The 23337-nt window shown below is 72.9% G+C and carries 2 protein-coding genes; both read left to right on the plus strand.

Going from position 1 to position 23337, the window contains the following annotated elements; all coding sequences use genetic code 11:
- Positions 1-5: 5 nt before the first annotated feature.
- Positions 6-11516, plus strand: a complete 11511-nt coding sequence (locus tag AMA02S_RS12590) for a type I polyketide synthase (protein ID WP_067456433.1) — start codon at positions 6-8, stop codon at positions 11514-11516.
- Positions 11517-11550: 34 nt separating this feature from the next.
- Positions 11551-23316 (plus strand): type I polyketide synthase, encoded by an 11766-nt coding sequence (locus AMA02S_RS12595; protein WP_218004922.1) that lies wholly within the window; start codon positions 11551-11553, stop codon positions 23314-23316.
- The last annotated feature ends 21 nt before the right edge of the window (positions 23317-23337 follow it).

Genomic DNA, 23337 nt, shown 5'->3' on the forward strand with positions numbered 1-23337 from the left:
ACCGCATGGCGAACGAGGAGAAGCTCCGGGACTACCTCAAGCGGGTCACGGCCGACCTCAAGGTGACCCGTGGACGGCTGCGCGAGGCCGAGTCGGCCCGGCGGGAGCCCATCGCGATCGTGGCCATGAGCTGCCGCTACCCGGGCGGGGTGACCTCCCCCGAGGACCTGTGGGAGCTCGTGGCGACCGCCACCGACGCGATCACTCCGTTCCCGTCCGACCGCGGCTGGGACATCGACGCGCTCTACGACCCCGACCCGGAGCGGCCGGGCACGACCTACACCCGCCATGGCGGTTTCCTGCACGACGCCGCCGGTTTCGACCCGGGGTTCTTCGGCATCAGCCCGCGCGAGGCGTTGGCGATCGACCCGCAGCAACGGCTGCTGCTGGAGACGGCGTGGGAGGCCGTCGAACGAGCGGGGATCGACCCGTCCGGCCTGCGCGGCAGCCGCACCGGCGTCTTCACCGGGGTCATGTACAACGACTACGCCGCCCGGCTGCCCCGGGCCCCCGAGGAGTTCGAGGGGTATCTGACCAGCGGCAGCGCGGGCAGCATCGCCTCCGGCCGGGTCGCCTACACCTTCGGGCTGGAGGGGCCGGCGGTGACGATCGACACCGCCTGCTCGTCCTCGCTGGTGGCGCTGCACCTGGCCGCCCAGGCGCTGCGCAACGGGGAATGCGACCTGGCGCTGGCGGGCGGGGTCACGGTCATGGCCAGCCCGCGGACCTTCATCGAGTTCAGCCGGCAGCGCGGGCTGTCACCGGACGGCCGATGCCGGGCGTTCGGTGCCGGCGCGGACGGCACCGGCTGGGGCGAGGGCGCCGGGCTGCTGCTCGTCGAACGCCTGTCGGACGCGCGACGCAACCGGCATCCCGTCCTCGCGGTCGTCCGGGGGTCGGCCGTCAACCAGGACGGTGCCAGCGTCCGGCTCACCGCCCCCAACGGCTCCGCCCAGCAGCGGGTGATCGAACAGGCGCTGTCCAGCGCGGACCTCGTCCCCGGCGACGTGGACGCGGTGGAGGCGCATGGCACCGGGACCACGCTCGGCGATCCGGTCGAAGCGGGTGCCCTCCTCGCCACCTATGGCCAGGATCGTCCTGGTGATCGTCCTTTGTGGCTGGGGTCGATCAAGTCCAACATCGGGCACACCCAGGCCGCCGCCGGCATCGCGGGCATCATCAAGATGGTTCTGGCGATGCAGCACGGAACGCTCCCCCAAACCCTGCACGCCGACGAACTTTCTCCCCACGTGGACTGGGACACCGGCACCGTACGGCTCCTCCAGCAATCCATCACCTGGCCCGACCACGACCGCCCCCGCCGCGCCGCCGTCTCCTCCTTCGGCGTCAGCGGCACCAACGCCCACGTCATCCTCGAACAAGCCCCGCTCACCGAGCCTGACGCCGAACCGGCCGTGCGGGGCCCGGCCCCTGCGGTCTGGCTGATCTCCGCCCGGGACGACGAGGCGCTGCGGGCCCAGGCCGCTCGATTGCGGACCCTCACCGCTACGCGCCCGGACACGAACTCAGCGGACGTCGCCCATTCGCTGGCGGTCGGCCGCGCGACGTTCGACCACCGCGCGGCCGTCATCGTCGATGCCACCGGCGACCCCCTGCCCGGCCTTGACGCGTTGGCTCAGGGAGAGACCGCGGCGAACGTGACACGCGGGAAAGCCGAGGACGGCCGGACGGCGTTCCTGTTCTCCGGGCAAGGCAGCCAACGCCCCGGCATGGGCCGCGACCTCTACGACACCTTCCCCACCTTCGCCGAAGCCATCGACGACATCGCCCACCACCTCGACCCCCACCTCGACCACCCCATCAAAGAGGTGATGTTCAGCGGCGACACCTCACCACTCGACCAGACCACCTACACCCAAGCGGCCCTCTTCACCTTCGAAGTGGCCGTTCACCGGCTCCTGGCGCACTGGGGCGTCCATCCTGACGCCGTCATCGGCCACTCGATCGGTGAACTGACGGCCGCACATGTGGCAGGCGTCCTCACGCTCGCGGATGCCGCCCAGCTCGTCGCGGCGCGTGGACGTCTCATGCACTCCACACGCACAGACGGCGCCATGTACTCCATCAATGCCCCCGCCGACGCCGTCGCCGCCACGCTGGACGGACACGACGCAGCCATCGCCGCCATCAACGGCCCCACCACCACCGTCATCTCCGGCAACACCGACGCCGTCACCGCCATCGCCCAGGAGTGGAAGACACGCGGACACCGGACGAAGCAACTCCGCGTCAGCCACGCCTTCCACTCCTCGCACATGGAACCCATCCTCGACGCGTTCCGCGAAGCAGCTCAGGCGGTCACCTACCACCCGCCCGCCATCCCGGTGATCTCCAATGTGACCGGCCACGTCGCCCTCCCCGCAGACCTGGCCTCGCCCGACTACTGGACACGCCACATCCGCGACACCGTCCGCTTCCACCACGGCGTCCAAACCCTCCACGACCACGGCACCACCCGCTACATCGAAATCGGACCCGACATCACACTGACGCCGCTCATTCAGGAGGCCCTGGACGAGCGAGCCGGATCCGGCACCGTGGTGATCCCTCTGCAACGCCGCGACCAGGCCGAGCCGCGCGCCCTCGTCACGGGGGTCGCCACCGCGCACGTCCACGGGGTAAAGGTGGAGTGGTCGACGGTCCTGCCCGGCAGGCAAACGGACCTGCCCACCTACCCTTTCCAGCGACAGCGGTACTGGCTGGACGCACCGGCCGGCGGCGACGTGACCACGGCGGGCCTGGGTCCGGCCGAGCATCCGCTGCTGGGCGCCACGGTGGAGCTGGCCGAGGGTGGCGGACTGCTGCTGACCGGCCGTCTCTCCGCGCAGAGCCACCCATGGCTGACCGACCATGCCCTCCACGGAACCGTCCTGCTGCCCGGCACCGCCCTGGTGGAGCTCGCTCTGCACGCCGGTGACCGCGTCGGATTGCCGCGTGTCCAGGACCTCACGCTCGAAGCACCGCTCACGCTCGGGCGCTCCGGCTCCGTCCAGATCCAGCTCGCGATCACCGCGCCGGACGATGCGGGCCGGCGCCGCGTCACCGTCCACTCCCGCTCCGATGACGGGCCCTGGGCCCGCCACGCGACCGGGACCCTGGCCGCGTCCGAGCAGACGGAGCCGCCGGGGCGGGAGGTCGAGGTGTGGCCCCCGCACGGCGCCGAGGCCATCGACCTGGAAGCCCTCTACGTCGGGCTCGCCGACCTCGGTCTCGACTACGGGCCCGCTTTCCAGGGCCTTCGCGCCGCCTGGCGAACCGAGCACGGTGTCTACGCGGAGGTGAAGGCGCCGGACGGCGTCGACGCTTCCGGATACGGCCTGCACCCGGCGCTGCTGGACACGGCCTTGCACGCCGCCGCGCACGACGCCACGTCCCCGCGGGTCCCGTTCGCCTGGACCGGCATCGAGCTGAACGCCGCCGGGGCGAGCGACCTGCGCGTCCGGTTGTCCCGGACGGGGGACGACACGGTGTCGGTGCACGTCACCGACACTTCCGGCGATGCCGTCGCCTCGGTCGAGTCGCTGGCCGTGCGGCCGCTCGCGGCCGAGCAGATCCCGTCCCGTGCTTCGGGAGACGTCCTGTTCCAGGTGCGTTGGACACCGATCGCGGCCGACCCCGCCGCGCCCGCGCCGGAGGCATCGCTCGTCACCCTGACGTCCGGCGACGGCACCGGGCCGGCAGGGGCGCGCGCCGTGACCGGTGAGGCGCTGCGCGTCCTGAACGACTGGTTCGCGGGCGAACGCCCCTCCGGGACACCGCTAGTGATCGTCACGAGCGGCGCCGTCGCAACGGAGGACGGGGAACGCCCGGACCCGAACGCCTCCGCGGCCTGGGGACTGATCCGGACCGCGCAGGCCGAGAACCCCGGCAGGATCGTGCTCGTCGACGTCGACGGCTCCGACGCCGCGCGGCTGGCGATCCCCACCGCGCTCGCCGCCGCGCTCGCCAACGGAGAGCCTCAGCTCGCGCTCCGGGAGGGCCGGGTGCTCGTGCCCCGGCTCGTCCGCGCGGGAACCGAGGAGAGCGCCGCCGCTCCCGCCTTCCGTCCGGACGGGACCGTCCTGGTCACCGGCGGCACCGGGGCGCTCGGCCGGGTCATCGCCCGCCATCTGGTGACCGCACATCAGGTGCGGCACCTGCTGCTGGTCAGCCGGCGGGGTCCGGACGCCGAGGGCGCCGGGGACCTCACGGACGAGCTGACCGCACTTGGCGCCGGGGTGACGATCGCCGCCTGCGACACCGCGGACCGGGACGCGGTGAGCGCGCTGCTGAGGTCCGTCCCGGAGGAACATCCGCTGACGGGCATCGTCCACACCGCCGGGGTCCTGGACGACGGCGTCCTCGCGTCGCTGTCCGACGAGCGAATCGACGGGGTGTTCCGTCCCAAGGTCGACGCCGCGTGGCATCTCCACGAACTCACCGCCGACCTGGACCTGTCGGCCTTCGTGCTCTACTCCTCCCTCGCCGGAACCCTCGGCAACCCCGGCCAGGGCAACTACGCCGCCGCCAACGCCTTCCTCGACGCACTCGCCCAGCACCGGCGGGCCGAGGGGCTCGCGGCCGTCTCGCTCGCCTGGGGCCTGTGGGAGCAGCCCAGCGCCATGACCGGCGGACTGGACGGCACCGGCCGCGCCCGCGTCGGACGTTCGGGAGTCGCGCCGCTGACCTCGCGGGAGGGGACCGACGCATTCGACGCCGCGGTGACGGCCGGCGGGGGCGCGCTCGTCCCGGTCCGCTGGAACATGGCGGCGCTACGGGCTCAGGCCGAGGCGGAGCGGCTGCCCGCGTTGCTGAGCGGGCTCGTCCAGACTCCGGCGCGGCGCCGCCGGACGACGGCGACCGGATGGCACGAGCGGCTCCGCGAACTCTCGGAGGCCGAGCAGTATCGCGCCGCGCTCGATCTGGTGCGGGACCAGGTCGCGGACGTGCTGGGACACCAGAGCCCGGCGACGGTGGACACCACCAAGGCGTTCAACGATCTCGGCTTCGACTCGCTGACCGCCGTGGAACTCCGCAACCGGCTGGGCACCGCCATCGGACGGCCGCTGCCCGCCACGCTGGTCTTCGACCATCCGACCCCGGCCGACCTGGCCCGCCACCTCCGCGACGAGGCCGCCGGCGGGGCCGCCGGCGCCCCAGCACGGGCGACCTCCGCGGCGGACGCGGGCGAACCGATCGCGATCGTCGGCATGGCGTGCCGCTACCCCGGCGGCGTCACCACCCCCGACGACCTCTGGGACCTGGTCGCGGGCGGCACCGACGCCATCGGCCCCTTCCCCACCGACCGCGGTTGGGACGTCGAGGCCCTCTACGACTCCGACCCGGAACGGCAGGGCAAGACCTACGCGCGCCACGGCGGGTTCCTCCGCGACGCCGACCGGTTCGACGCCGCCTTCTTCGGCGTCTCGCCCCGCGAGGCCGCCGCGATCGACCCGCAGCAGCGGCTGCTGCTCGAAATCGCCTGGGAGGCCGTCGAACGGGCCCGGATCGACCCGTCCAGCCTGCGCGGCAGCCGCACCGGGGTCTTCACCGGGGTCATGTACAACGACTACGGCGCGCGCCTGTACCTGGGGCGGTCGCCCGACGGCTTCGAGGGCTACCTGGGCAACGGCAGCGCGGGCAGCGTCGCGTCCGGCCGGGTCGCCTACACCCTCGGGTTGGAGGGCCCGGCGGTGACGATCGACACCGCCTGCTCCTCCTCGCTGGTGGCACTGCATCTGGCCGCGCAGGCACTCCGCAACGGCGAATGCGACCTTGCCCTGGCCGGCGGCGTGACGATCATGGCCACCCCGGCGACCTTCATCGAGTTCAGCAGGCAGCGCGGGCTGTCCGCCGACGGCCGCTGCAAGGCGTTCGCCGCCGGCGCGGACGGCACCGGCTGGGGGGAGGGCGCCGGGCTGCTGCTCGTCGAGCGGCTCTCGGACGCCCGGCGCAACGGGCACCCCGTCCTCGCGCTCATCCCGGGCAGTGCGATCAACCAGGACGGGGCGAGCAACGGGCTCACGGCCCCCAGCGGGACCGCTCAGCAGCGGGTGATCCGGCAGGCCCTCGCCGGGGCGAGGCTCGGTCCCGGTGATGTGGACGCGGTGGAGGCGCACGGCACCGGCACCTCCCTCGGCGACCCCATCGAGGCCGGTGCCCTCCTCGCCACGTACGGGCAGGACCGTCCCGGCGACCGTCCTCTCTGGCTCGGCTCCATCAAGTCCAACATCGGGCACACCCAGGCCGCCGCCGGCGTCGCCGGAGTGATCAAACTCGTCCAGGCGATGCGGCACGGCACGCTCCCGAGAACGCTGCACGCGGACGAGCCGAGCCCGCATGTCGACTGGGACTCCGGTGCCGTGCGGCTGCTGCACGAGCCGGTCCCGTGGAACCAGAACGGCCACCCGCGCCGCGCGGCCGTCTCGTCCTTCGGCATCAGCGGCACGAACGCCCACGTCATCCTGGAGGAGCCTCCCGCATTCGCGGGCGACGAGGCCCCGGAGCCCGCCGTCGCGCCAGCGGTGACCCCGTGGCTGATATCGGCTCACGACGAGACTGCTCTCAGCGTCCGCGCCGCCGATCTGCGCCAGCTCGCGGAGGCCGAGCCGACGTCGCTCGCCTTGGCACTGGCGACCACACGAACTTCGTTCGATCACCGCGCAGTGGTGCTGGGCTCCAGCCAGGACGAATTGCTGGCGGGGTTGGACGCCCTCGCTCATAGCGAAGAGTCGCCTCATGTGGTGCGTGGGATCGCCCGTTCGCACCACAAGACCGTGTTCGTGTTCCCCGGCCAAGGCTCCCAATGGACCGGAATGGCGCTTGACCTCCTGGAAACCTCACCGGTCTTCCGGGAGGCCATCGACGCCTGCGCCGACGCACTCGCCCCCCACACCGGATGGAACCTCCACCAAGCCCTGCATGACCCCGACGCCCTGCAACGTGTCGATGTCGTCCAACCCGCACTGTTCGCCGTCATGGTCTCCCTCGCCCATCTTTGGCGCCACCACGGAGTCCACCCCGACGCCGTCATCGGCCACTCCCAAGGAGAAATCGCCGCCGCCCACATAGCCGGAGCCCTCACCCTGCACGACGCCGCCAAAGTCGTCGCACTACGCAGCAAAGCCATCACCACACTCGCCGGAACCGGCGGCATGGCCTCAATCTCACTACCGGTGGAACAAGCCCGAGAACTACTGGGGACCGGGCTGTCGATCGCCGCCATCAACGGACCCGCCACCACCATCGCCTCCGGCGACACCGACGCCATCGACCACCTCCTCACCACCTGCGAAAACCAAAGCATCCACGCCCGCCGCATCCCCGTCGACTACGCCTCACACTCCACACACGTCGAACAAGTCCGCGATCAACTCCTCGACGCCCTCGCCGACATCAACCCCCAACCCGCCGCCATCCCCTTCTACTCCACCCTCACCGGCGAACCGATCGACACCACCACACTCAACGCCGAGTACTGGTACCGGAACCTGCGCCACACCGTCCACTTCCAACCCACCATCCGCCGCCTCAACGAGGAAGGACACACCCTCTTCATCGAGACCAGCCCCCACCCCGTCCTGACCGCACCAATCCAAGACACCACCACCGACACCACCAGCGTCATCACCACCCTGCGACGCGACCACGGCGACCTGCACACCTTCACCACCGCACTCGCCACCGCCCACACCCACGGCACACCCATCAACTGGACACCACTGCTCACCGGACACCCCATCGACCTACCCACCTACCCCTTCCAACGACAGCGCTACTGGATCGACGCGCCCGCCGGCGTCGGGGACGCGACCGCCCTGGGGCTGACGCCGATCGAGCACCCGTTCCTCAGCGCGGCCGTGCGGAAGGCCGAGGGCGACACCGCCGTCTTCACCGGACGGATCTCACTCCACACCCACCCCTGGCTGGCCGACCACACCGTCACCGGGACGGTCCTCCTCCCCGGCACCGCGTTCGTCGAACTGGTCATCCGGGCAGGTGACCAGGTCGGCTGCGCCCGGGTGGACGAACTCGTCCTGGAGAATCCGCTGCCGCTGCCGAGCGGCGGGGCCGTACAGGTCCAGGTCGCCGTGGACGGACCCGACGAGGACGGGCGGCGCGCCGTCACCGTCCATTCGCGTCCTGGTGACGAGGGTGACGATGCCTGGACCCGGCACGCCGCCGGGGTCCTGTCCCCGAGCGCGGCGCCCGGCGCCGAACTGAAGGTGTGGCCGCCGCCCAGCGCCGAGCCCCTCGACCTGGACGAGTTCTATCCCCGGCTGGCGGATCTGGGTTTGGAGTACGGTCCCTCTTTCCAGGGTGTACGTGCCGCATGGCGCGACGGCGACGACCTCTATGCCGAGATCGCGCTGCCCGAGGACACCGACGTCGCCGGGTTCGGCCTGCACCCCGCGCTGCTGGACGCGGCGTTGCATCCGCTCGCGCACGACTCCGCCGCGCCGCGGCTCCCCTTCTCCTGGTCGGGTGTCACTCTGCACGCCACCGGCGCGGCGGTGCTGCGCGCGCGGTTGTCGCGCACCGGCGCGGGGACGGTGTCGATCATCGTCGCCGATCCCGCCGGGGATCCGGTGGCCACGGTCGAGTCCCTGACGGCGCGGCCCGTGTCGGGCGACCGGCTCGCGGTGTCGCCGGGGCGGGACGCGCTGCTGCGGCTGGAATGGGTCCCGATCCCGGTAGGCGCGGCTTCCGACGCCGCACCCGTCCTCCTCGGTGGCGACGGCTTCGATCCGTCCGGTCTATCCGGGCTGTCCGGTGGGACGTATCCCGATCTCGACGCGCTGGCCGGCGCGGCGCCGGGTGTCGTGGTCGCCCCGCTCGCCGGTAGCGGCGCCGGTAGCCCGGTCGCCGCCGCCCACGAGACGGTGCGGCGCGTGCTGCGGCTGGTGCAGCACTGGCTCGCCGACGAGCGGTTCGCCGCGGCGCGGCTCGTCGTGCTGACCCGGGGTGCGGTCACCGCCCACACCGGTGAGCATCCGGCCGACCTGGCGCACGCCGCCGTCTGGGGTCTGGTCCGCACCGCGCAGAGCGAGAATCCGGATCGGCTGGTGCTCCTCGACCTCGACGGCTCGGACGCATCGGCCGGCGCGGTCGCCGGTGCCCTCGCCGGCGCGGTGGCGACCGGCGAACCCCAGCTCGCGCTCCGCTCCGGGCGGCTCCACGCGCCCCGGCTGGCGCGGCAGGCCGCGCCGGGCGGGCTGCCGATCCCGGCGGACGCGGTGACGTGGCGGCTGAACCTGACCGGTGACGGGGTGCTGGAGGGCATGTCGCTGGACCCCAATCCGGATGCCGAGGCGCCGCTCGGTCCGGACGAGGTGCGCATCGCGCTGCGGGCGTCGGGGCTGAACTTCCGCGACGTGCTGCTGGCCCTGGGCATGGTCCCCGACGACGCCCGTCCGCTCGGCGGCGAGGCGGCCGGGGTGGTCCTGGAGGCCGGTTCGCGGGTGACGGACCTGGTCCCGGGCGACCGGGTGATGGGGCTGATGTCGGCGGGCATCGGTCCCGTCACGCTGACCGACCGACGCCTGATCACACGGATGCCCCGGGGCTGGTCGTTCGCCGAGGCCGCGTCCGCGCCGGTGGTCTTCCTCACCGCCTACTACGGCCTGGTGGATCTGGCGCGCGTCCGGCCCGGGGAGACGCTGCTGGTGCACGCCGCCACCGGCGGGGTCGGGATGGCCGCGGTGCAGCTGGCGCGGCACTGGGGTCTGCGGACGCTCGGGACGGCGAGCCCGGCGAAGTGGCCGGTGCTGCGGGCCCAGGGGCTGGCCGACGACCGCATCGGTTCGTCCCGATCCCTGGATTTCGAGGAGCACTTCCGTGCCGCGACGGCGGCGGAGGGCGGTGTCGACGTCGTCCTGAACTCGCTCGCGCGGGAGTTCGTCGACGCGTCCCTGCGGTTGCTGGCGCCCGGAGGCCGGTTCCTGGAGATGGGCAAGACCGACGTCCGCGACCCCGGCGAGGTCGCCGCCGCTCACCCGGGAGTGTCCTATCAGGTGTACGACCTGCTGGACGCGGGGCCGGAGCGCATCCAGGAGATGCTCACGGAACTGCGTGAGCTGTTCGAGAGCGGCGCGATCCGTCCGCTGCCGGTGACGGCGTGGGATGTGCGCCGCGCACCCGACGCGGTCCGGTTCCTCAGCCAGGCCCGGCACACCGGCAAGGTCGCGCTGACGGTGCCGCCGAACCTGGACCCGGAGGGGACCGTCCTCGTCACCGGCGGCACCGGCACCCTCGGCGGCCTGCTCGCCCGGCACCTGGTCGTCCGGCACGGCGTGCGGCGGCTGCTGCTGGCCGGACGGGGCGGTCCCGCCGCACCGGACGCGGAGCGGCTGCGCGCCGAGCTCGGCGCGCTGGGCGCCGAGGTCACGATCGCCGCGTGCGACCTGTCCGACCGCGCCGCCGCTGCCGGGCTCCTGGAGTCCGTCCCGGCCGGGCACCCGCTCACGGCGGTGGTGCATTGCGCCGGTGTCCTGGACGACGGCGTGCTGACGTCCCTGACGCCGGAACGGCTCGCGGCGGTGCTCCGGCCGAAGATCGACGCGGCCTGGAACCTGCACGAGCTCACACGCGATCTGGACCTGGCCGCCTTCGTCCTGTTCTCCTCGGCCGCCGGCACCCTCGGCACGCCGGGGCAGGCCAACTACGCGGCGGGCAACGCCTTCCTGGACGCCCTCGCGCAGTACCGCAGAGCACGCGGACTGCCCGCGCAGTCGTTGGGCTGGGGTCTGTGGGCCGAGGCCAGCGGGATGACCGGGCACCTGGACGACGCCGACCGGGAGCGGCTGGCCCGCACCGGCTTCGCACCCCTCTCCACCGAGGAGGGCCTCGCTCTCTTCGACGCCGCGCTCGTCCGGGACGAGGCGCTGCTGCTGCCACTACCGCTGAACACCGCGGCGCTACGGGGCGGGCCGGTTCCGGCGCTTCTGCGCGGCCTGGCCGGGACGCCCGTCCGCCGCGCCGCCGGGACCACGACCGCGGCGAACCGCCAGGATCTACGCGAACGGCTGGCGGTCCTGCCCGAGCACGAGCAGCGGGACGCGCTGCTGGCGTTGATCCGGGCCGAGAGCGCCGCGGTCCTCGGCTATGCCGCGCCGGAGGCCATCCGGGAGGACAGGGCGTTCAAGGAGCTGGGCTTCGACTCGTTGTCCGCGGTGGAGTTCCGGAACCGGCTCAACGCGGCCACCGGGCTGCGGCTGCCCGCGACGCTCGTGTTCGACCGTCCGACACCCGCCGCGCTCGCCTCCCATCTGCGGGACGAGCTGATCCCCGAGGAGGCGGACGCGCCACCCGTGCTGGGCCGTCTCGACGAACTCGACTCCGTCTTGTCGGCCCTGGAGTGGGACAAGGAGACGCAGGCGCGGATCGGCCCGCGGCTGCGCGCCTTCCTGTGGAAATGGGGTGGCGGCAACGTGCCGGACCCGGCCGGCGACGATCTCACCCCGGTGACCGACGAGGAGCTGTTCGACGCCCTCGAGAGCGAGCTCGGAACACGCTGAAGCCGATGACCGAACGAACCGACGGGGCTGAGTGATGCATTCCCAGATGAACGACCAGGAGAAGCTCCGCGACTACCTCAGGCGGGCGATGGCCGACCTGCGGCAGGCCCGGCGGCGGCTGAGCGACATCGAGGCCCGGAGCGCCGAGCCGATCGCGATCGTGGGGATGTCCTGCTCCTTTCCCGGGGGCGCGGACTCCCCGGAAGAGCTGTGGCGCCTGCTCTCCGACGGGGCGGACGGGATCTCGCCGTTCCCGTCCGACCGGGGCTGGGACATCGAGGGCCTGTACGACCCGGACCCCGACCGACCCGGCCGGACGTACACGCGGCACGGCGGCTTCCTGCGCGAGGCCGACCATTTCGACGCGGGCCTCTTCGGGATCAGCCCGCGCGAGGCTGCGGCGATGGACCCGCAGCAGCGGCTGCTGCTGGAGGCGGCGTGGGAGGTCTTCGAGCGCGCCGGGCTCGACCCGCTCTCCCTGTCGGGCAGCCGGACCGGCGTGTTCGTCGGCGCCATCGCCCAGGAGCACGCGCCGCGGCTGCCGGACGTCCCGGAGGAGGTCGAGGGCTATCTGCTGACCGGGAACACCACGAGCGTGGCGTCCGGCAGGTTGTCCTACACGTTCGGGCTGGAGGGCCCGGCGGTGACGATCGACACTGCCTGCTCGTCCTCGCTGGTCGCGCTGCACCTGGCCGCCCAGGCGCTGCGCAACGACGAATGCGATGTCGCGCTGGCGGGCGGTGTGACGGTCATGGCCTCACCGAGCCTGTTCGTGGAGTTCAGCCGGCAGCGTGGACTGTCGCCCGACGGGCGCTGCCGGTCGTTCGCGGCCGGCGCGGACGGCACGGGCTTCGCCGAGGGGGTCGGGCTCGTCCTGCTGGAGCGGCTGTCGGACGCCCAGCGCAACGGGCACACCGTCCTCGCCGTCCTCCGCGGCTCGGCGATCAACCAGGACGGTGCCAGCAACGGGCTCACCGCACCCAACGGACCGTCGCAGCAACGCGTCATCCAGCAGGCCCTCAGCAACGCCCGCCTCACCCCACACGACATCGACGCCGTCGAGGCGCACGGAACCGGCACCACCCTCGGCGACCCCATCGAAGCCGGTGCCCTCCTCGCCACCTATGGCCAGGATCGTCCTGGTGATCGTCCTTTGTGGCTGGGGTCGATCAAGTCCAACATCGGGCACACCCAGGCCGCCGCCGGCATCGCGGGTGTCATCAAGATGGTCCTGGCGCTGCGGCACGGCCTGCTTCCCCAAACCCTCCACGCCGACGAACCCACTCCCCACGTGGACTGGGACACCGGCACCGTACGGCTCCTCCAGGAATCCATCACCTGGCCCGACCACGACCGACCCCGCCGCGCCGCAGTCTCCTCCTTCGGCGTCAGCGGCACCAACGCCCACGTCATCCTCGAACAGGCCCCACCCACCGAACCCGCGGAGGAGACCGCCGAACCGGAAGGTTCCGGCGAAAGGCCGGTGCCGTGGGTGGTCACGGCTCAGGACGACGAGGCGCTGCGGGCCCAGGCTCACCGTCTGCGGAGTTTTCTGGCCGACCGGCCGGGGCTGGAGCCCGCCGATGTGGGATTCTCCCTGGCCACGTCCCGCGCCGTCCTCGACCGGCGAGCGGTCGTCATCGCCACCGGCCGGGAGGAGGGTTTGGCGCGACTGGCGGCCCTCGCCGACGGATCACCGGAGAGCGGTGCCGTGCTCGGCGGCGTCGTACCGGGCCGGACGGCGTTCCTGTTCTCCGGGCAAGGCAGCCAACGCCCCGGCATGGGCCGCGACCTCTACAACGCCTTCCCCGCCTTCGCCCACGCCATCGACGACATCGCCCACCACCTCGACCCTCACCTCGACCACCCCATCAAAGAGGTGATGTTCAGCGGCGACACTTCACCACTCGACCAGACCACCTACACCCAAGCCGCCCTCTTCACCTACCAAGTAGCCCTCTACCGCCTCATGCAGTACTGGGGCGTCACTCCCGACATCCTCATCGGCCACTCCATCGGCGAACTGACGGCCGCCCACGTCGCAGGCGTCCTCACCCTGCCCGACGCCGCCCGACTCGTCGCCGCACGCGGCCGCCTCATGCACTCCACCAGCACCAACGGCGCCATGTACTCCATCAACGCCCCCGCCGACGCCATCGCCGCCACCCTCAACGGACACCACGCCGCCATCGCCGCCGTCAACGGCCCCACCACGACGGTGATCTCCGGCGACGCCGACACCGTCACCACCCTCGCCCAGCAATGGAAAGACCGCGGCCACCGCACCAAGCGGCTTCGTGTCAGCCACGCCTTTCACTCCCCCCACATGGACCACATCCTCGACCAATTCCGCGAAACAGCACGACAGGTCACCTACCACCCACCCGCCATCCCCATCATCTCCAACGTCACCGGGCACATCGCCGACCCCACAGACCTCACCTCACCCGACTACTGGACCCGCCACATCCGCGACACCGTCCACTTCCACCACGGCATCCAAACCCTCCACCACCACGGCACCACCCACTACATCGAAATCGGACCCGACACCACACTGACCTCGCTCAGCCACGAGTGCCTGGGGGAGGCGGCCGGCGCGGCCGTGCTCGTCTCCGCGCAGCGGCGCGATCGGCCCGAGGTGGACGGCCTCATGACGGCGATGAGCCGCCTGCACGTGCACGGTGTGGCGCCCCGGTGGCCGGAGACGGCGGCGGGGCCGGGGGCGCGCCGGGTGGAACTGCCCACCTATCCGTTCCAGCGCAGCCGGTACCGCATCGACGCGCGGGCCCCGATCGCCGACGCGCGGTCGGCGGGCCTCTCCCCCACCGGGCATCCGCTGCTCGGCGCCGCGATCGGACTGGCCGGGGCCGATGGTCTGCTGCTCACGGGACGCCTTTCGCTGGAGGCGCACCCGTGGCTGGCCGATCACGCCGTCCACGGCGCCGTCCTGCTGCCCGGGACGGGCTTCGTGGAACTGGCGATCCAGGCGGGCGACCAGGTCGGCTGCGGCCGGATCGAGGAACTGACCCTGGAGGTGCCGCTGATCCTGCCGGACGAGGGCGGGGTCCAGGTGCAGGTCCGGGTCGAGGGTCCTGACGAGTCGGGGCGCCGGCCGGTCGGCGTCCACTCGCGTGCGGAGGGCGCCGCGCCCGACGGCCCGTGGACACTGCACGCCTCCGGACTCCTGAGTCCGGACGTACCGGCCGTGGAATCCGGCGACGACAGCGACGACGACGGCGGGGAGCAGCAGCAGGAGGAGGACGCCCCCGCATGGCCACCGCCCGGTGCGGAGCGTCTCGGCACCGACGATCTGTATGAGCGGTTCGCGGAGATCGGCGTCGGCTACGGCCCGGCGTTCCGCGGGCTGCGGTCCGCCTGGCGGGTCGGGGACGACGTCCACGCCGAGATCTCGCCTCCCGACGGCGTCGACGGCACCGGCTACGGCCTGCATCCCGCACTGCTCGACGCCGCCTTGCACGCGCTCGGCGCCGACGCCTTCAGCGGGCAGAACGCCGTGTCCGAGGAGTCCGGGCGGCAGGTCCTCCTGCCGTTCACCTGGACCGGCGTCACCCTGCACGCCACAGGAGCGGGCACCCTGCGCGTGCACCTGTCCCCCACGGGTCCGCAGACCCTCTCGCTGAACATCGCCGACCCGGCGGGCGCCCCGGTGGCCACCGTCGAGGCCCTCACCGTCCGGCCCGTCGCCGCCGACCAGCTCGCCCCACGCCCGGCGCACCACGACTCGCTGTACTCCGTGGGCTGGAGACCGATCCCCTTCGCAGAAGGCGCCGGCGCTCAGACCGCCGTGCTCGACGCCGACGATCCCGACTTGGGGTCGCTCGGCGAAACCGTCCCGGACCTGGTCTTGCTGCCCTGCACGGTGGACGGCCTCGGGGATGTCCGTCCCGTGCTCCAGCGCGTCCTGCGCACCGTCCGGACCTGGGTCACGGACGAGCGGTTCGCGGATTCCCGTCTGGTCGTCGTCACCCGGGGCGCCGTGCAGGCGACGGACGGGGAGGACGTGCCGGGCCTGAACTCCGCGCCCGTGTGGGGCCTGGTCCGCACGGCCCAGACGGAGAACCCCGACCGGCTGATCCTGGCCGACCTGGACGAGGCCGAAGCGTCATGGGACGTGCTGCCCGCGCTGCTCGCGGCGGCCGTCGCCGCAGGTGAGACACAGCTCGCCGTCCGGGCCGGTGCGGCGTACGCGCCCCGGCTGGCCCGTGCCTCCGCCGACGGAGGGCTCGCCGTGCCGCCGGAACCGACCTGGCGGCTGGAGGCCGACGGGGCCGGAACGCTCGGCGGCCTGACCGTCGTGCCGTCGGCGGCGGCCGACGGCCCCCTGGAGGCGGGGCAGGTCAGGGTGCAGATGCGCGCGGTCGGCCTCAACTTCCGCGACGTGATGATCACCCTGGGCGTCTACCCGGGAGAGGCGCTGCCCGGCAGTGAGGGTTCCGGCGTGGTGCTCGACGTCGGCCCGGACGTCACCGGGCTGTCGCCGGGTGACCGGGTGACGGGCCTGTTCACGGGCGCGCTGGGGCCGGTCGCGGTCACCGACCACAGGCTGGTCGCCCGTTTCCCCCGGTCGTGGTCGTACGCGCAGGCCGCCTCCGTGCCGGTGGTCTTCCTCACCGCGTTCTACGGGCTGTGCGATCTCGCACGGCTCCGTCCAGGCGAGTCCGTGCTCGTGCACTCCGCCGCGGGCGGCGTGGGCATGGCGGCCGTCCAGCTCGCCCGGCATCTGGGCGCCGAGGTGTTCGGGACGGCGAGCCCCGGCAAGTGGGACGCACTGCTGCCGCTCGGCCTCGACCACGGCCACCTCTCGTCCTCCAGGACCCTGGACTTCGAGGAGCACGTCCTCACGGCCACGGAGGGTCGCGGGGTCGATGTGGTGCTGAACTCCCTGGCGGGCGGGTTCATCGACGCGTCGCTGCGAACACTGCCGCGCGGGGGGCGGTTCGCCGAGATGGGCAAGACCGACCTGCGTGACCCGGAGGACGTGCGGCGCGCGCATCCGGGCGTCGAGTACCGGGCGTTCGATCTCAACGAGGCCGGGCCCGACCGCATCCGCGAGATGCTGGCCGAGATCCTGTCGCTGTTCGAGGACGGCGCCCTGCGGCTGCCGCCCGTCACCGCGTGGGATCTGCGCCAGGCGCCAGAGGCTTTCCGGCATCTGGGACAGGCCCGGCACGTGGGCAAGGTCGCCCTCACCCTCCCGGCGCCGCTCGACCCCGACGGCACGATCCTGATCACCGGTGGGACCGGTGCTCTCGGCGCACTGGCGGCACGGCACCTGGCGGCCCGGCACGGGGCGCGGCGGCTGCTGCTGACGAGCCGCCGGGGTGAGGCGGACCCCGCCCTGGTCGACGAACTCGCCACGCTCGGCGCCGAGGTCACGGTTGCCGCCTGCGACGTGGCCGACCGGGACGCGCTCGCCCGGCTGCTGGCGTCGGTGCCGGACGGGCATCCGCTGACCGCGGTCGTGCACACGGCCGGAGTCGTCGACGACGGCACGCTCGGCTCCCTGACCCCGGAACAGTTCGCCGCGGTGCTCCGTCCCAAGGTCGACGCCGCGTGGCATCTCCACGAACTCACCGCCGACCTGGACCTGTCGGCCTTCGTGCTCTACTCCTCCCTCGCCGGAACCCTCGGCAACCCCGGCCAGGGCAACTACGCCGCCGCCAACGCCTACCTCGACGCACTCGCCCAGCACCGCCGCGTACGCGGGCTGCCCGCCGCCTCAGTCGCCTGGGGCCTGTGGGCGGCCGGCGGCGATATGACCCGGAAGCTGGAGCCGGCCGACACCGCCCGTATCGCGCGCGCCGGACTCGTCCCCCTGTCCTCCGACGAGGGACTGGCCCTCTTCGACGCGGCTCTGGCGCACGGGCGGGCGAGCGTCGTCGCGGCCCGTCTCGGCGGTGCGGCGACCTCCGGTGACGCGGTGCCGCCGATCCTGCGCGACCTGGCACGGTCCGCACCCGGCCGCCGGACGGCCGCGACCGAGGCGCGGAACTCTTCCTCGTCCTTCGCGCGGCGGCTCGCCGACCTGCCCGAGGCGGAACGCTACGACACGGCCCTGGACCTGGTCCGCGCGCAGGCCGCCGCCGTTCTCGGGCACGCCTCTGCCGCCGCGATCGGCGCCGACCGCTCATTCAAGGACCTCGCGTTCGATTCGCTCACCGGTGTGGAGCTGCGCAACCGCCTGAACGCCGCCACGGGCCTGCGGCTGCCCGCCACCCTCGTGTTCGACCACCCCACTCCCGCCGGCCTCGCCGCCCACCTGCTCGCCGAGACCGCGAACGCCGGGACGGCGACGACGGCCGGACGGTCCAGGGCGAAGGGCGTCCGCGCGGTCACCGCCGCGACTGGGAACGAACCCCTCGCGATCGTCGGCATGGCCTGCCGCTACCCGGGCGGGGTCGGCACGCCGGAGGAGCTGTGGAAGCTCGTCGCCACCGGCACCGACGCCATCGGCCCCTTCCCCACCGACCGCGGTTGGGACGCCGAGGCGCTCTACGACCCCGATCCGGATCATCCCGGCACCACCTACGCCACCCAGGGCGGCTTCCTCTACGACGCCGACCAGTTCGATCCGGCGTTCTTCGGGATCAGCCCGCGCGAGGCCGCCGCGATGGACCCGCAGCAGCGGCTGCTGCTGGAGACGGCCTGGGAGGCCGTGGAGCGCGCCGGCATCGACCCGACCTCGCTGCGCGGAAGCGCCACCGGCGTCTACGCCGGTGTGGTCTCGCAGGACTACGCCCCCCGGATCCACGAGGCGGCGGAGTCCCTTGAGGGCTACCTGATGACGGGGAACGCGACGAGCGTCGCGTCCGGCCGGTTGTCCTACACGTTCGGGCTGGAGGGCCCGGCGATGACGATCGACACCGCCTGCTCGTCCTCGCTGGTCGCGCTGCACCTGGCGAGCCAGGCGCTCCGCAACGGCGAATGCGACCTGGCCTTGGCCGGCGGCGCCATGGTGATGCCGACCCCGGCCCTGTTCGTGGAGTTCAGCCGCCAGCGCGGGCTCTCGCCCGACGGCCGATGCCGATCATTCGGCGCCGGCGCGGACGGCACCGGCTGGGGCGAGGGCGCGGGCATGCTGCTCGTCGAGCGGCTCTCGGACGCCCGGCGCAACGGCCATCCCGTGCTCGCCGTGGTCCGCGGCTCGGCCGTCAACCAGGACGGCGCCAGCAACGGGCTCACCGCACCCAACGGGCCATCGCAGCAGCGCGTCATCCAGCAGGCGCTGGCCAACGCCCGCCTCACCCCCCACGACATCGACGCCGTCGAGGCACACGGGACCGGCACCACCCTCGGCGACCCGATCGAAGCGCAAGCCCTCCTCGCCACCTACGGGCACGACCGCCCGGACGACCGGCCGCTCTGGCTCGGCTCCATCAAGTCCAACATCGGGCACTCGGCGGCGGCCGCCGGAGTCGCCGGGATCATCAAGATGGTCATGGCGTTCCGCCACGACCTGCTGCCCCCGACCCTGCACGCCGAAGAACCGACCCCGCATGTCGACTGGGACTCCGGGACCGTGCGGCTGCTGCACGAGCCGGTCCCGTGGAAGGAGAACGGCCATCCGCGGCGCGCCGCCGTCTCCTCGTTCGGCGTCAGCGGCACCAACGCCCACGTCATCCTCGAACAGGCACCCGCCGCCGAACCTGCGCAGGACGTGACGTCCCCCGAGCCGGGCATCGTGCCATGGCTGGTGACCGCCAAGACCGAAGAGGCGCTGCTCGCCCAGGCCGAACGTCTCCGCGCCCACATCGTGGACCGGCCCGATGCCGGATTCTCCGACATCGCCCGTTCGCTGGCCGATCGCACCCGTTTCGATCACCGTGCGGTGGTACTGGGAAGCGACCGGGACGAGTTGCTGGCCGGGTTGGACGCCCTCGCTCACAACGAAGAGTCACCTCATGTAGTGCGTGGGATCGCCCGGTCGCACAACAAGACCGTGTTCGTGTTCCCCGGCCAAGGCTCCCAATGGACCGGAATGGCCGTCGACCTGTTGGAAACCTCACCGGTCTTCCGGGAGGCCATCGACGCCTGCGCCGACGCACTCGCCCCCCACACCGGATGGAACCTCCACCAAGCCCTGCATGACCCCGACGCCCTGCAACGTGTCGATGTCGTCCAACCCGCACTGTTCGCCGTCATGGTCTCCCTCGCCCATCTTTGGCGCCACCACGGAGTCCACCCCGACGCCGTCATCGGCCACTCCCAAGGAGAAATCGCCGCCGCCCACATAGCCGGAGCCCTCACCCTGCACGACGCCGCCAGAGTCGTCGCACTACGCAGCAAAGCCATCACCACACTCGCCGGAACCGGCGGCATGGCCTCGATCTCACTGCCGGTGGAACAAGCCCGAGAACTACTGGGGACCGGGCTGTCGATCGCCGCCATCAACGGACCCGCCACCACCATCGCCTCCGGCGACACCGACGCCATCGACCACCTCCTCACCACCTGCGAAAACCAAGGCATCCACGCCCGCCGCATCCCCGTCGACTACGCCTCACACTCCACACACGTCGAACAAGTCCGCGATCAACTCCTCGACGCCCTCGCCGACATCAACCCCCAACCCGCCGCCATCCCCTTCTACTCCACCCTCACCGGCGAACCGATCGACACCACCACACTCGACGCCGAGTACTGGTACCGGAACCTGCGCCACACCGTCCACTTCGAGCCGACGATCCGCCGCCTCAACGAGGAGGGACACACCCTCTTCATCGAGACCAGCCCCCACCCCGTCCTGACCGCACCAATCCAAGACACCACCACCAACACCACCAGCGTCATCACCACCCTGCGACGCGACCACGGCGACCTGCACACCTTCACCACCGCACTCGCCACCGCCCACACCCACGGCACACCCATCAACTGGGGCACACCGCCACAGCACCGCCAGATCGAGCTGCCCACCTACGCCTTCCAACGACAGCGCTACTGGATCGAGCCGCCGGTACGCGCGAACGACGTCACCTCGACCGGGCTGGGGGCCAGCACTCATCCGCTTCTGGGCGCGGCGGTCGATCTCGCCGACGGGCACGGGTCGCTGTTCACCGGACGGATCTCCCTGCACACCCACCCCTGGTTGGCCGACCACGCCGTCACGGGGACGGTGCTCCTTCCCGGCACCGCGTTCGTCGATCTCGCGCTGCATGCGGGCGAGCGGGTCGGTCTGCACCGCCTCGAAGAGCTGACGCTGTCCGCACCGCTGATCGTCCCCAGGACGGGCGGGGTCCGGATCCAGCTCACCCTTGGCGTGCCTGAAGATGACGGTCGCCGGACCTTGACCGTCCATTCCCGTGCCGAGGACGCACCGGAGGACGAATGGGTCCACCACGCGGACGGGCTCCTCGCCGGGTCCACCGAGGAGCCGTTCCCGCGGCAGGGTGCGTGGCCACCGCCGGACGCGGTCGCCGTGGAGGTCGGCGACAGGTACGAGCGCCTGGGCGTCAGCGGCTACGACTATGGCCCGGTCTTCCGGGGCCTACGCGCTGCCTGGCGGCATCAAGGCGACATCTACGCCGAGGTCGCGCTGCCCGAGGACACCGACACGACGGGGTTCGGCCTGCACCCCGCCCTGCTCGACGCCGCGCTGCACGCCGCCGGACTGTCCGCCGCCGGGCCGTCCCCCAACGGCCTGCCCTCCAAGGACACTGAGATCCGGCTGCCGTTCGCGTGGAGCGACGTCACCCTCCATACCGGCGGGCCCGGCGGGGTTCTGCACGTGCGGGTGTCGCCCGCCGGCGGGGACGCGGTGTCGCTGTCGATCACGGATCCGGTCGGGACGCCGGTCGCCACGGTGGGGTCCCTGGCGACCCGGCCGATCACGGCCGGACAGCTCGCGGCCATGCGAGGCGGCGGCCGATCCCTGTTCCGCCTGGAGTGGACACCGGCGGCCGTCCCGTCCACCGCGCGGCCGGGACGCTGGGCACGGCTCGGCGTGCAGGATCCCCCTCCGCCGCCCGACAGGCACGCCGAGCCGTACGCCGATCTGACGGCGTTGGGCGAGGCCGTCGCCGGCGGCGCGCCGGTGCCCGAGGCCGTCCTCCTCCCGCTCGTCTCCGGGCCGGTGGACGTCCTGGACCGCGCCCACGATCTCGCACATCGCGTGCTCGCCGTGGTGCAGGAATGGACGGCGGACGATCGCTTCGCCGCGTCCCGGCTGGTGGTGGTGACCCGGGGAGCCGTCGCCGCGGACCCCGGTGACGAGGTCGGGGATCCGGCCGCCGCGACCGTGTGGGGGCTGGTCCGCTCCGCGCAGGCGGAGGAGCCGGGAAGGATCGTGCTGCTCGACCTCGACACCCCGTCCCCGGAGGCGGTGGCGGCGGCGTTGGCCACCGGCGAGCCCCAGGTCCTGGTGCGCGGCGGCGAGATCCGGGTGCCGCGCCTCATCGCACGGCCATCGGACGACGCGGCCGGCGAGGGCGGTGACGGCCCCTCGTTCGGGGACGGCACGGTGCTGGTCACCGGCGGGACGGGCGCGCTCGGGGGGCTCGTCGCCGAGCACCTGGCCGCCGAGCACGGGGTCCGGCGGCTGCTGCTGATCAGCCGCACCGGCCCCGCCGCACCGGGCGCCTCCGCACTGGTGGACGCCCTCGCCGCCCGCGGCGCGGAGGCGACCGTCGCCGCCTGCGACGCGGCCGACCCCGACGCCCTCGCCGCCCTGCTGGCCTCGCTGCCCGCCGAGCGTCCGCTCACGGCGGTCGTGCACGCCGCCGGGGTCCTCGACGACGGCACCATCGGCTCGCTCACCCCGCAGCGCGTCGACGCCGTCCTGCGGCCCAAGGTCGACGCCGCGTGGAACCTGCACGCCCTCACCCGCGATCTGGACCTGTCCGCGTTCGTGCTGTTCTCCTCGCTGGCCGGGACGCTCGGCACCGCGGGGCAGGGCAACTACGCCGCCGCCAACGCCTTCCTGGACGCGCTGGCGGATCATCGCCGCGCGCACGGGCTGCCCGCCGTGTCGCTGGCCTGGGGGTTGTGGCAGCGGGCCGGGAACATGACCGGTCACCTCGACCGGGACGACCTCGACCGGGTGGGGCGGGGCGGGCTGCTGCCGCTCTCGGACGACGAGGGGCTCGCCCTCCTCGACGCCGCCCTCGGGCGCGGCGGGGGTGTGACGGCGGTCGCCCGGTTGGACGTTCCCGCGCTGCGGGCGCAGGCGTCCGCCGGGCTGCTGCCGCCGGTACTGCGGGGCCTGGTCCGGGCGCCGGCACGTGCTGCGGGGGACGGTGCGGGGCCCGCCCCGCTCGCCGAACGCCTCGCCGGGCTCGGGCCCGAGGCGCGGCACCGGGTCGTGCTCGACCTCGTCCGGGGCCAGGTCGCGGCGGTCCTCGGGCACCCCACGCCGGGCACGATCGACATCGGCGCCGCGTTCAAGGAGCTCGGGTTCGACTCCCTCACGGCGGTCGAGCTCCGCAACCGGCTGGGCGCCGCCGCCGGTCTCCGGCTGCCCGCGACGCTCGTGTTCGACCATCCGACGCCCACCGCGCTCGCGGAGTACATCGCCGGAGCCGTCCGCGGGGACGCGGTCCCGCCCGTCCTCGCCGAACTCGACCGGCTGGAGGAGGCGCTAGCGGCCGTCGGGACCGAGGAGGCCGAGCGCCTCGGCGTCGAGGCCCGGCTGCGGGCGCTGCTGTCCCGACTCGGCGGCCGGGCGGCGGCGACGGGCGCGCCCGGAGGCGAGGACGGCGACGAGGACGCGCTGGGCGAAGCGACGGCCGACGAGATCTTCGAACTGATCGACAAGGACCTCGGTCGGGCCTCGACGTGACGACCGGGCCGCCGACCACCG

This window comes from Actinomadura macra NBRC 14102 (assembly GCF_001552215.1).
GTDB lineage: Bacteria > Actinomycetota > Actinomycetes > Streptosporangiales > Streptosporangiaceae > Spirillospora > Spirillospora macra.